14 protein-coding genes are annotated in these 11,874 nt (G+C 73.5%); all 14 read right to left on the reverse strand.

The genetic code is table 11. The annotated features are described in order from the left end of the window. On the reverse strand, window positions 1-190 hold a 190-nt coding region (locus tag G3I53_RS14950; protein ID WP_164438432.1), incomplete at its 3' end, for a hypothetical protein. Continuing rightward, window positions 190-2,715, reverse strand: a complete 2,526-nt coding sequence (lanKC, locus tag G3I53_RS14955; RefSeq protein WP_164438433.1) for a class III lanthionine synthetase LanKC — start codon at window positions 2,713-2,715, stop codon at window positions 190-192. The genes G3I53_RS14950 and lanKC, both read right to left, overlap by 1 nt. Before the next feature lie 67 nt (window positions 2,716-2,782). After that, window positions 2,783-4,420: a daptide biosynthesis intramembrane metalloprotease gene (mpaP, locus tag G3I53_RS14960; protein WP_164333945.1), complete on the reverse strand. Its 1,638-nt coding sequence runs from the start codon at window positions 4,418-4,420 to the stop codon at window positions 2,783-2,785. A 166-nt stretch (window positions 4,421-4,586) separates the two neighbouring features. Continuing rightward, complete coding sequence (locus G3I53_RS33295) at window positions 4,587-4,751, reverse strand: daptide-type RiPP (RefSeq protein ID WP_203591786.1); 165 nt, start codon at window positions 4,749-4,751, stop codon at window positions 4,587-4,589. A gap of 100 nt (window positions 4,752-4,851) precedes the next feature. Next, window positions 4,852-5,016 carry a daptide-type RiPP gene (locus G3I53_RS33300; RefSeq protein WP_203591786.1) on the reverse strand — a complete coding sequence of 55 codons (165 nt, stop codon included), beginning with the start codon at window positions 5,014-5,016 and terminating at the stop codon, window positions 4,852-4,854. 100 nt (window positions 5,017-5,116) lie between these two features. Then, complete coding sequence (locus G3I53_RS33305) at window positions 5,117-5,275, reverse strand: daptide-type RiPP (RefSeq protein WP_203591785.1); 159 nt, start codon at window positions 5,273-5,275, stop codon at window positions 5,117-5,119. Window positions 5,276-5,359: 84 nt separating this feature from the next. Next, complete coding sequence (locus G3I53_RS33310) at window positions 5,360-5,518, reverse strand: daptide-type RiPP (protein WP_203591784.1); 159 nt, start codon at window positions 5,516-5,518, stop codon at window positions 5,360-5,362. A gap of 84 nt (window positions 5,519-5,602) precedes the next feature. After that, window positions 5,603-5,761, reverse strand: coding sequence for a daptide-type RiPP (locus G3I53_RS33315; protein ID WP_203591784.1), 159 nt, complete (start codon window positions 5,759-5,761; stop codon window positions 5,603-5,605). A 54-nt stretch (window positions 5,762-5,815) separates the two neighbouring features. Then, window positions 5,816-7,153 carry a daptide-type RiPP biosynthesis dehydogenase gene (mpaC, locus tag G3I53_RS14965; RefSeq protein ID WP_164333944.1) on the reverse strand — a complete coding sequence of 446 codons (1,338 nt, stop codon included), beginning with the start codon at window positions 7,151-7,153 and terminating at the stop codon, window positions 5,816-5,818. A 189-nt stretch (window positions 7,154-7,342) separates the two neighbouring features. Further along, the gene (locus G3I53_RS33320) at window positions 7,343-7,492 is read right to left on the reverse strand and encodes a daptide-type RiPP (protein ID WP_203591783.1); all 150 of its coding nucleotides are present in this window, start codon (window positions 7,490-7,492) and stop codon (window positions 7,343-7,345) included. A gap of 66 nt (window positions 7,493-7,558) precedes the next feature. After that, a complete protein-coding gene (gene mpaD / locus G3I53_RS14970) occupies window positions 7,559-8,830 on the reverse strand; it encodes a daptide-type RiPP biosynthesis aminotransferase (RefSeq protein ID WP_164333943.1) in 1,272 nt (423 codons plus the stop codon). Beyond that, window positions 8,827-9,636, reverse strand: a complete 810-nt coding sequence (gene mpaM, locus G3I53_RS14975; RefSeq protein WP_164333942.1) for a daptide-type RiPP biosynthesis methyltransferase — start codon at window positions 9,634-9,636, stop codon at window positions 8,827-8,829. The genes mpaD and mpaM overlap by 4 nt, the downstream gene beginning before the upstream one ends. After that, entirely contained in the window at window positions 9,633-10,679 is a 1,047-nt protein-coding gene (gene mpaB / locus G3I53_RS14980; RefSeq protein ID WP_164333941.1) for a daptide biosynthesis RiPP recognition protein, read from the reverse strand. Before mpaB ends, mpaM begins: the two co-directional genes overlap by 4 nt. Window positions 10,680-10,764: 85 nt before the next feature. Further along, complete coding sequence (locus tag G3I53_RS14985) at window positions 10,765-11,697, reverse strand: LLM class flavin-dependent oxidoreductase (protein ID WP_343240625.1); 933 nt, start codon at window positions 11,695-11,697, stop codon at window positions 10,765-10,767. Between the last annotated feature and the right edge of the window lie 177 nt (window positions 11,698-11,874).

Here is an 11,874-nt window from a genome sequence, read left to right on the forward strand (position 1 = left end):
CGTCGGCCCGGGAGTGCCCGTTGGCGCCCGCCACGAGCGCGGACAGCGGGACCTCGGCGCCGTCCGCACCGGCCACCGGGGCCAGCGCGACGGCGGTGCTCCACAGCGGGTTGCCGCCCCGCGGCGGCACCAGCGAGTAGCGGGTGGCGACGCCGGCGGCCGGGGCCAGGGTGCGCGGTACGTCGATCATCAGGCCGCCTCCACGTAGGCGGGCGCCGGGGTGCCGCCCAGGAAGGGGAGTGCGGTGATGTCGTCGTCGTCCAGCGCGGCCAGGGCCAGCAGGACACCGGCCGAGCCGGTCGCCAGGTCGGTGGAGAGCCGGTAGCCGTGGTCGCCGAGGAAGTCCACGCGGCCCGGCTCGGCCGCCATGGCCTCCCAGCCCAGCGCGTCCAGGTGGGTGCGGACCAGGGCCGGGTCGCGGTCCTCGCCGGTCAGCGCGAACAGGGCGCCCGCGCGGCCGGTGAACAGGCCGCAGGATATGGCGAAGTGGGTGTGCACGGTCTCCAGGAGCCGGGCCCGCGCCGCCGCCAGGCAGGCGCTCGGGCGGTACCGCTGGAACGCCCGGATCACCAGGGCGAGTCCGGCGCTGCCGATCAGTCCGGGGCCGAGCCGCAGCCTGCTGTCCTCCTGGTCCAGGTCGATGGTGTCCAGGTCGGCGCGCAGTTCCGCCTCGGCGGCGTCCAGGTGCCGCACGTCGCCCGTGTGCTCGAACAGCCGCAGCAGGAACAGGGCGTGGCCGGTGCGCCCGTGGACCAGGCCGACCCGCTTGGGGCCCGCCGGGGCGCTCTCGGGGCCGCCGAGCCGCCCGGCCAGGGTGCGGGCCATCTCCAGGTACGCGGCGTCGCCGCGGCGCTCCGCGAGGTGCAGGGCGACCAGGCCGAGGCCCGACCAGCCGTTGCACAGCGAGTCGCTCACGTTCGCCGCCGGGGTGGCGAAGGCGCGCCGCATCACCGCGTCCGCCTCCTCGCGGCGCCCGAGGTGGTCGAGGGTGTAGGCGAGTCCCGCCAGGCCGGTGTAGAAGCCGGGGCCGTCGGTCTCGGCGTCGCGGGCGTGGTCGGCGAGCCACTGCACGTGCTCGGCCGGCGGCCGGTGGCCGGTCCGGGACAGGGCCCACAGCACGCCCGCCGCGCCGTACGCGAAGGTCGTGCCGCCGTCCGGGACGAGGAACTGCATGGCGTCGCCGGGGTAGAGCCGGTCGTCGCGCTCCGGGGAGGCCGCCTCGACGATGGACCGGGCGATCGCCTCGCGCAGGCCGGGCCCGGGGTTCGCGGGCCAGTCCGCCCGGAAGTCGCGGTCGCCGGTGAGGACCTCGGGGCCGAGGCCGTCGGCGATGGCGCGGGTCAGCGACTCGGGCAGGTCGAAGTGTTCGGTGGCCGCCTCCAGCAGGGTGCGCACCTTGGCCACGCCCCACGGCACCACCTGCGGCAGCGGCATGAACATCGTCAGCCGCAGCACGTTGAGGGCGAACAGGTCGACCGCGGGACCGGTGAGGTGGTGCGGGGCGTGGAAGCCCAGGGCGCCCATCGCCTGCTGGTAGCCGGCCTCGACCGGGGTGCAGGTCTCCATGTCGATGAACGCGACCGTGTTGTCGGCCTTGACGAGGATGTTGCCCGGGTGCAGGTCGCCGAAGACGACGCCCCGGCGGTGCATGTCCGCCACGCCCCGGGCGACCTGGTCGAGGATGTCGAGCGCCCACGCGGTGTAGGCGGCGCGCACCTCGGGCGAGTCCTGGCCGGACGTGAAGGGGTGACGGCGGCGCAGCACGTCGATCAGTGCCTCGCCCTCGACGAACTCGCGGGCCAGGAAGCGGTGCTCGTGGCCGTCCCGGTAGTCGACCAGGGCGGGCACGGTGGGCAGCCCGGCCAGCGTCGTCAGCGCCCAGTGCTCGCGCTCCATGCGGGTGATCGCGTCGGCTCCGCTGGCGTCCAGGCCGGCCAGCGGGCGGGCCTCCTTGAGCAGGACCTCGGCGCCGGTGCGGTGGTCGACGGCGCGGTAGACGCCGCCGCCGTTGGAGAAGTGCAGGGCCTTGTAGACCCGGAACGGGAAGTTCTTCAGGGTGCCCTCCTTGCGCCGGGCGTGGGCCTCGGCGAGGAACGGGGGCAGGGTCACCCACTCCGGCGGCCGGAACGCGGGGCGGCGCACGTCGGGCACCATCTCGCCGTCGGGATTGCGGATGCCGGGGACGAGGGCGCCGTTCTCGGCGCGGGCCATCTTCAGCACGAAGCCGCCGTAGCGCACGAACAGCGGGCCCTCGTTCCAGCGCAGGTCGCTGAGGATGTACGGGGCGGGGGTGCCGCCGATCAGCTCGTCCAGCTCGCGCAGGGTGCGTTCGAGGATCTCCTCGGTGGGCGGGTAGATGGTGATGAACTTGCCGCTGGCGCTGCGGTCGCCGTACTTGCTGCCGCGCCGGCCGAGGATCTCCCGGTTGGAGATGTACTTGTACATCAGTCCGTGCTCGACGCAGTACGGGACGACCTGGTCGAGGAGTTCGGCGGCGTTGTCCGGCGAGGCCGACACGTGGATCTTCCAGCCCTGGTCGGGCACGTCGAGGTCGGGTGGTGTGCAGAAGGTCCACTCTCTGCCGCGGGTCACCGTCCAGCCGGTTCCGGGGACGCGGCCCGCGTGGAAGTCCTGGTCGGTGGCCCCGTCGTGATCGGGTGCGTCGTAGAAGAGGGAGTCCTCGCGGCAGAAGTCGAGGAAGCGGAAGTCGAGCACGAGACGTCTCCTGACCGTGGATCGGGATGGTGGCGCGGCGGTGGCCGCGCGGGGGCAGGGGCGGGGTTCAGGACGGGAGGAAGGGGCTGATGTAGGTGCGGTAGCCCACCTCCCACAGCGGCAGCTGGCCGGTGTCCACCCGGGCCGCCCCGGTGGGCTCGTCCAAGGGGCCGTCCAGGTCGAGCCGGTAGCTGGTGACCGGCATCGTCAGGGCGCCGTCCAGGTCGAGCGGGAAGAAGGAGTCCAGGGGTGCCTCACCGGCCGCCGCCGGGGCGTCGCCGACGGTCGCGCTGCCGGTGGTGGGGTTCAGCACCGGGCCGTTGGTGGTGAGCGTGACCTTCTGGCCGGGCGCGATGCGGTCGGTGTCGGCTCCGTCGAGCAGCACGAGGTCGGTGCCGCCGGGCCGGCTGACGTAGGCCGCCGAGACGGTGTGCGGGACGGGCAGGAACATCAGGGCGCCCGCGGCGGCGGCCACAGCGGTGGAGACCAGGGCGATCCGGGGCCGTCCGGCACCGGACGCGCGGACCTCCGCCGCCAGCCTGCGCACCCCGCGGCCCAGGAAGTACAGCCCGTACGACACCCCGCAGGCCGCCAGGCAGATGCCGATGACGCCGCCGCGGCGCAGCAGGTCGATCCAGAGCTGGAGCGCGGTCGACAGCAGGTAGAGCGGGAAGACCATGCAGGCCAGGCCGTAGACGGTGGTCCAGCGCCGAGTCAGCTCGCGCTCGTAGGTGCCGCCGAACAGCAGCCGGGCCATGAGGCGGCGGGCATCGGTGATGGCGCGGTCGCGCAGGTAGGGGATGTCGACGTGGCTCATCAGGGCGATGTAGCCGTCCAGCTTGATGAAGGGCAGCAGGTTCAGCAGGCCGGTGATGTAGCTGCCGAGGGCGAAGAACACCAGGGCGGTCTTGACGCCGGAGTCGGCGAGCGGCCAGGCGGCGAGGGCGGCGGCACCGGCGAGGAAGGTCTGGACGGCGGGTCCGGCGAGGGCGACGTGGACGCGCTGGCGGCGCTGCGGCAGGCGCCAGGCGTCGGAGACGTCGCAGAAGAACGCCGGCATCAGGTAGAAGAGCATGATCCCGATGCGGGACGGCTTGCCGCCGTAGCGGATCAGCGTGGCGGCGTGGCCGAGTTCGTGGATCGAGGTGCCGATGACGAGCCCGGCCAGGATGCCCAGGTAGGTCAGCGGCGACAGCGGGCCGGACAGCGACGACGTGACGTAGGTGTTCTGCACGGCGAGCGCGAGCAGGCCGGCCACGGCGATCAGCAGGGCGGTGCCGACGAGGTACCGGTTGCCCATGCGGGCGAAGAGCGGCTGCAGGGACTGCATCGTGCGGCCCGGACGCAGCAGCGTGAACTGGAAGGTGAACGGCGGGACCATCTTGAAGCGGCCCTGGCGGCGGGGGGCCTTCATCTCGCCGTTGTCGACCAGCTGGAGGTCGTCCAGCCGCCGGACGGCGAAGCCGACCATCTCGGCGGTCCAGGTGCCGCCCATCAGCCGGGCCAGTTCGCCGTGGTCGCGCCGGCCGTCGAAGTGCTCGGCGAGAGCGGCGACTTCGGGGCTGACGCGGATGTAGCGCGGGCCACGCTGCAGCACCCATGTGCCGCCGTCGCCCATGGGCGGGTGGATCTCGGTGCCCGGTGCGCGGTTCGGTCGCTGCGTGTGCGCGGCGGGCGCAGCGGGTGAAGCGGTGGTGGCGCTCACGGTGGTGTCCTTACGCGGAAGAGGTCGGTCGGTGGGGTGGGGCGCCCCCCGCCTCGGCCCAGCTCATTCGTTTGCCGGAAGCAGGGCCGAGGCAGGATCTGCGGTGGTGCCGAAGACCTAGTGAGGGCTACTCACCGGGGGTCGCGTCCCTCGTCGCGGGCCGCGATCAGGTCAGGGCGATCGAGGTGGCGACGGCCGAGGAGACCGTGGCGCCGATGGAGACACCGGTCCAGAAACCGGGGGCCTCCAGCGCCTCCAGCTCCTGCATCTCCAGCTCCACGTTCTCGGCGGTGGCAGCGGCGACCGGCGCGTCGTTCTTGATCTCAGCCATGAGGGATTCCTCTCGTGTGAACCGGTGAGCCCTTCTCACCGGAAGCGGATGTTTCACGTGAAACACCCCGCGGATCGGACAGGTGGGGACGTGCGGTGGATCAGGTGAGGGCGATCGAGGTGGCGACGGCCGAGGAGACCGTGGCGCCGATGGACACGCCGGTCCAGAAACCGGGGGCCTCCAGCGCCTCCAGCTCCTGCATCTCCAGCTCCACGTTCTCGGCGGTGGCAGCGGCGACCGGCGCGTCGTTCTTGATCTCAGCCATGACGGATTCCTCTCGTATGGACCGGTGAGCCCTTCTCACCGGAAGCGGATGTTTCACGTGAAACACCCTGTGGATCGGACAGCTGGGGAGTTGCGGTGGATCAGGTGAGGCTGAAGGCCACGGAGACCAGCGAGACGCCGACGCTGACGCCCGCGGAGGTCGCCCAGCCCGGGGCCTCCAGCGCCTCGAGCTCCTGCATCTCCAGCTCGGTGGCCGCGAGGTCCTGCAGCTCGGTCTCGACGATGTTGTTCTCGCTCATGACGTGCTCTCCCTCGGTTCGTGGATGGTCCGGTGACGTTCGGGTGGTGCACCTGCCGGCCCGGAGCGGCCGGCCGACGGTGGATCAGGTGAGGCTCCAGGCGACGGAGACCAGCGAGATACCGACGCTGACGCCCGCGGAGGTCGCCCAGCCCGGGGCCTCCAGCGTCTCCAGCTCCTGCATCTCCAGCTCGGAGACGGCGAGGTCCTGCAGCTCGGTCTCGACGATGTTGTTCTCGCTCATGACGTGCTCTCCCTCGGTTCGTGGATGGTCCGGTGACGTTCGGGTGGTGCACCTGCCGGCCCGGAGCGGCCGGCCGACGGTGGATCAGGTGAGGCTCCAGGCGACGGAGACCAGCGAGATACCGACGCTGACGCCCGCGGAGGTCGCCCAGCCCGGGGCCTCCAGCGTCTCCAGCTCCTGCATCTCCAGCTCGGAGACGGCGAGGTCCTGCAGCTCGGTCTCGACGATGTTGTTCTCGCTCATGACGTGCTCCTTCTGTCGGGTCCCGGGAGGTCCGGGACGTTCTCGGTGTCTCCATCACGGGCGGTCGGCCGGGGGCCGGACGCCGTGGTGGTCTTGGGAGCCCCGGGCGGCGGGGGATCCGCCCGAGGCCGGCTCGGTGGCCTCGTCGAGGAGCGCGCGCACATCGGTGGCGCTCAACTCGTCGAGGATGGGAAGACCGGCGCCCCAGCCGCGCATGATGCGCGTGGTGGCGCGGGCCAGTTGTGCGGGCCCGGCGTGCACGGTGCGGTCGATGTGCCAGTCGCTCATCAGCCGCAGCAGCCCGTCCGCGGGGTCGTCGGGCAGTGCGGGGACGGCCGCGCGCAGGACGCTCCACAGCCGGGTGATCCGGGCGGCGCTGCCCAGCCGGGCGTCTCCGTCGAGGGTGTGCCGCCACAGCACCGGCCACAGGGCGGCGACCGTGCGCATCTTGGCGAGGTCGAGCGTGGTGGACAGCTCGTTGGCCATCGCCCAGCACTTCACGGCATAGGGGCTGCGGCCGATGTTGATCCGCCCGATCTGGCTCTCGCCGCTCGACTCGGCGATCCGCAGGCGCAGTTCGGCCGGGATCGGCCGGCCCCGGTCCCGCACGGCGGCGACCTCGTAGCCGGCGGTGACGATCCGGCGGGCGAGTGCCTCCACGGCCGCGTCCTGCTCGGGGAGTTCGGTGGCATCGCCGGTGTAGGGGCTGACCGTGCGGAACAGGGCCTCCAGGACGCCGTCGGCGACGAGAGCGGGCGGCAGGGTGTCCGTGGCCTCGGGCGCCCACAGGGCCGCCACCGGCCGGAGGCACGAGCCCGTGGCGAGGAACTTCCCGCCGTCGCGGGAGAAGCAGGCCACGGTGCCCAGTTCGCTGCCCGTGCCCAGGGTGGTGGGCACCGCCAGCACCCGGACGTGCGGTCCGAGGGCCGGCGGCAGGACCAGGAAGCCGCTGCGCTGCGGGGCGGTGAGGTAGCGGTGGAAGTGGGGATGGCGGGCGGACAGGGCGGCCAGCTTGGCGAAGTCGAGGGTGGTGCCGCCGCCGACGGCGACGACGATCCCCTCGGGGTCGAGCCCGGCGGCCGTCTCCGCGACCGCGTCGAGCCCGGTGGGGCCGTCCAGCACGATCAGGCGCGGCGTGCGCCCGGCGGCCCTCACCTGGTCCAGCACCCCGGCAGTGACGGGCTGTTCCGCGACCGCGGGGTCCGCGATGACGGTGACGGCCGGTGCGCCGTCCCGGCGCAGCCAGTCGGCCAGGCGGCCGATGCCGCGCAGCGGCGGGGCCGGCGGGATGAACTCGGGCCGGATGGCCCCCTTACGGACCTTCGCCGGCCGCCGGGTGCCGTGCCGGTCGCCGCCGGAAGCGGCGGTGTCGGTCCTCACAGCAGTAGTCACAGCGGGCTCCTGACCACGTCAACGCGTGCTCTGTGTCGGGTTCGTCGGATCGGATACGGTGGGGGACCTGCCTCGGCCCAGCTCATTCCTTTGCCGGAAGCGGGGCCGGGGCAGGACCTGCGGCCGGTCTTCGTCCCCCGGGTCGCCGGGGGCGGTGGAGGCCGTGGGAACGCTCGGCTCGTGCGGCGGTCAGGTCGCGACCACGACCGAGACGCTGACGGCGGTCCCGATCGACACGCCGGTCCAGAAGCCCGGTGACTCCAGGGCCTCGAGCTCCTGCATCTCCAGCTCGGTGACGTCGGCCGGGAAGTCCTCGGTCTGCGGCGTCTGCTCGTTCATGGCGGTGGTTCCTCCGGTAGGGCGGGGCGGACGGGGTGGGCGTACGGGGTGGCGGTGCCGGCGGGGTCAGCGGCGGCCGGCGGGCCGCGCGGTGGGCAGCAGGGCGTCGAGCCCCGCTTCGACGCAGGTCATGAGCTCGTCGACCTCGGCGTCGGAGTACGTCAGGGACGGCACGAGCTGGACGCCCGCGGGACCCGGGTGGACGACGGCGCCGGCCCTGCGGATCGCGCCCACGAGGTGGGCGACGCCGGGCGGTGACAGGCGGTGCCCGCCGGGCCCTCCGACGTGCAGGGTCCGGAAGCAGCCGCGTCCGGTGACGCCGGTGGCCAGCGGGTGCCGTTCGACCAGGTCGTCGAGGGCGGCGTCCAGGCGGGCGGCGACCCTGCGGCCGGCGACGACCGCGTCCAGCCGGTGCATCTCCGCGACGGCCGCGCTGATCGCCGCACAGGGCACGGAGCTGCCGCCCTGGGTCTCGGCGTGAGTGAGGATCGCGTCATGCCCGGTGAAGGCGTCGGCGATCTCGTGGGAGAAGACGACGGCCGAGGCGGGCACGGTGCCGTTGGTCAGGCCCTTGGAGGACAGCAGCACATCGGGCTGCCCGGGCCAGGTCTGCGAGGCGAAGAAGGTGCCGGTGCGGCCGAAGCCGGTGGCGACCTCGTCGGCGACCAGGAGGTACCCGCTCTCGTCGCGCAGCCGCACGAGCTCGGCGAGGTAGTCGTCGGTGAGCGGCACGGTGCCGGTGCCGAGGACCGGTTCCACCACCACGGCCGCGATCTGCCGGCCGCTGCGGGCGATCAGCGTGCGCAGTTCCCCGACGTCGTTGGGCGTGATGTGGCGGATGAGCCGCTGGTCGACGCCGTAGGCCCGCTGGCCGAGGTCCTCCCCGGTGAGGGCGAAGCCGCCGAAGGTCAGTCCGTGGAAGCTGCCCCGCAGGGCGACCACGAGATTCCGCTCGGGCCGGCCGCGCAGCGCGTGGTAGTGGCGCACCAGCTTCATCGCGGCGTCGTTGGCGACCCCTCCCCCGGAGGAGAACAGCACCCGGGCGTAGTGCCCGGTGCCGCACACCGTCAGCAGGTCGCCGGCGGCCTTGCGGGCGTAGGTGTTCTCGAAGCGGAAGGAGTGCAGGTAGGAACCGTGGGTGGCGGCCTGGGCCACGGCGGTGGCGATGGCCTCGTTGCCGTAGCCGAGGTTGACGTTCCACAGTCCGCTGTCGGCGTCCAGGACGTCGCTGCCGTCGGCGAAGGTGATGCGGTGCCCCTTCGCGCTCACCGCGCACTGGCTGTCGTTGCCGTGGGTGCTCGGGGCGATCAGGTAGGGCCACAGGGCTCCGGTGCTCATCGGGCGGCCACCGCCTTCAGCAGCTGCACCCGGTGCCGGTCGCCGGGCCCGCTGAGCGGACGGCGTCCGGTGACCATCAGCCCCGCCTCGGCCAGTTCGGCCTCGATCGTGGCGATGCTCATCGTGCGCACCTCGTCGACGCACACCGTGACGGGGCCGTCGGCGGGCTCGCAGGGCGCGATGGTGACGTGGCGGACGTCGGCGCCGGCCGGCCAGTACTCGTAGAGGTCGTAGGCGGTGCCGCTCGCTCCCTGGACCCGGGCGTGCACCTCGGTCGGCACGTCGTCGTCGGCCCGTTCCATCACGGAGAGCAGGAACTGCCCGCCGGGAGCCAGATGCGCGGCCACCGACCGGTAGAGACCGGCCCGGCCCGTCGCGTCGAGCAGCGACAGGGAGGTGGTGCCGAGGACGATGTGGGCGAACTCGCGGCGGAGGTCGAAGGCGGCCATGTCGCCCTGCACCACCGTGCACCGCTCGCGCACCGCCCTGGGCGCGCGGGCCAGCCGGGCGCGGAGCAGCCGGAGCATGTCGTCGGACAGGTCGAGTGCGGTGACCTCGCGTCCGGTGGCCAGCAGCGGGAGGGTGAACCGGCCGGCGCCCGCGGCCAGATCGAGTACCGGGCCGTCACCGGCGGCGCGCACGGCGCCGACGATGTCCCGGATCTCGAAGCCGTCGGCGGCGGCGAGGTCGTCGTAGAGGGGGGCGCCCTGGTGGTCGTAGAGGCCGCAGAGCCGGGCACGGTCGCCGAGTTCGGCGATCCGCGCGCCGCCGAGGCCGGGCGGGCGGGTCAGGGTGAGGGCGGTCATCGGGCACCTGCCGGGGTACGGGTGTCCAGGGCGAGGCCGCGCTCGGTGAGGAAGGCGCGTACCTGGTCGAGGACGTGGTCGGGGGCGAAGCGGGAGGCGGCGGGGCCTGCGGCGAGCAGGCATTCCACGGCGCCGGCGAAGGACCGGTCGACGGCGAACACCCGGCCGCCGGCCACCACATAGGCCTGCGCGGTGTTCCACAGGACCAGCGGGAGCGACGGGTCGAGCAGGTCGTCCTCGGCGCCGGAGGCGGCGAGCCCGTCGGTCAGCCGGTGGCCGAACCCGGAGACGTTCAGGCCGCCGATGTCCTGCGCGGTCATGGCCCGCAGCGCCTTGACGGCGGCGTGGTACCGGCCGAGGAACGGGCGCACCTGGAGCGCGGCGGTCCGCGCCTCCTCGGGCACCGCGGCGGCCAGGCTCACCGCGCAGGGGGCCTCGCTGGCCGCGTTGATGTGCTCGTAGCGGGTGAGCAGGGTCGTCAGGTCGTCGTCCACCGTGCCCAGCGGGGAGCCGGTGGGCGAGAGGGACACCCGCCCGTCGGCGTCGGCGTACAGCCGCAGGGCGGGGCCGTCGGCGGCGGACGGGCCGCCGAGTGCGGCGGTGTCGGCGAGCAGCACGGCCGGCGTGATCAGGAACTCGGGGAAGACGCCTTCGGTGAACGCCCGGTCGGCGTCGGCGAGGAAGGCGGAGAAGTCGGCGGGACCGAAGACGCGCAGGACGGTCGGGCCGAGCACCGACATGAAGGCGCTGGAGGCGTAGTCCTGGGTCTGGAGGTAGAAGTCCTCGCCGAGCGCGAAGTCCTCACCGGGTTCGCTCAGGGAGCCGCCGTAGGGAACGACGCCGTCCCGGGGTTCGCCGGTGCCGGGCGTGAAGACGAGGGTGCCGGGACCGGTCAGTCCGCCGGCGCGCACCGCGTCGAGGTGGCGGGAATCGGCCAGGACGACGGTGGCGACCGCGGTGTCCGGGGCGCCGGCGGGCCGTCGGCCGCCCGAACCCCACGACATGATGTGTTCCTTCGCGCGTCTGCGCGTCTGTGTGTCCATGACTGTCTGGTCCTTCGTTGCCTGGTGGCGGATGGCTGGTGGCTGTGCCGGAACGCGGGCGGAGGGCCGGGGCGTCGACCGCGCGCTAGACCGCGCCGCGGAGGATCTCCGTGAGGTCGCCGATCGCCTCCTGGGCGCCGAACATCTTGTGGACGCCGGTGGTGTTGAGGACGATCTCGTCGACGCCGGCCTGGCGGTACTCGTCGAGCCGTTTGACGACGGTGTCCGGGTCACCGGTGACGACGGCGCCCACGTCGACGGCTCCCCGGGCGACGGCGTGCACGTCGCCGCCCCCGGTGTCGACGCCGGCCCGCCCGAGCATGTCCAGGTAGTGCGGCGCCTGGAAGTGGGCGAAGTTCGAAGCCAGGGCGAGGCGTTCGGGCGCCGTGCCCTCGCGTTCGAGGCCGACGGGCACCATGGCGACGATGCGGGGCCGCTCGGTGCGGCCGGCCCGTGCCATGCCCTCCTCCACCGCGGGCACGATCACCTCGCGCAGGTAGGAGGGCGGCGTCAGCCAGGTGATCACCGCGTCGGCGATCTCACCGGCCAGCCGTGCCATGCCCGGCCGCAGGACCCCCAGCCCCACGTCCACCCGGGGCGCGGCGGCCGGCGCCAGCTGCGCCCGGAAGGTGAAGTCGGGCCCGTCCGCCTCCACCACCTCGCCGTCGAGCAGTCCGCGCACGGCCGTCAGGTACTGGCGGGCGACGGCCAGCGGCTTGTCGTACGACGCCCCGAGCAGGTTCTGCTGGAAGGCCGGCGCACCGGGTCCGAACCCCGCGATCACCGGGTGGCCGGTGGCCAGGGCGACCGAACGTGCCTGGTTGGCGGCCTCGAAGGGGTGCCGCAGCGGCATCAGCGTGACCCCGAATCCCACCGGGACCCGGAACCCGGCCCCGGCGGCCCCCACGAAGGTCTGGTGGGGTTCGAGGATCATCGACTGCCCCTGCCACAGGCGCACGGCGGGCGTCCAGTTCACCAGGCCCGCGAACGGCAGCGTCTGTTCAAGCCGACGCGGCACGAACGGGATCAGAACCGAATAATCCGTCATGACGACACATATCTCTCTCGTGAGGCACGGGGCGGCCGGCCGTCGCACGGTGCGCGGGCACGACGGCGGTACGAACGGGGCGGTGGGGCGGGTGGAGCGGGGCGCGGTACGGGCCCGGGGCCCGGACGCCGTCCGGGCGGCCGGCCG

The sequence above is a fragment of the Streptomyces sp. SID14436 genome, from assembly GCF_010548465.1.
Lineage (GTDB): Bacteria > Actinomycetota > Actinomycetes > Streptomycetales > Streptomycetaceae > Streptomyces.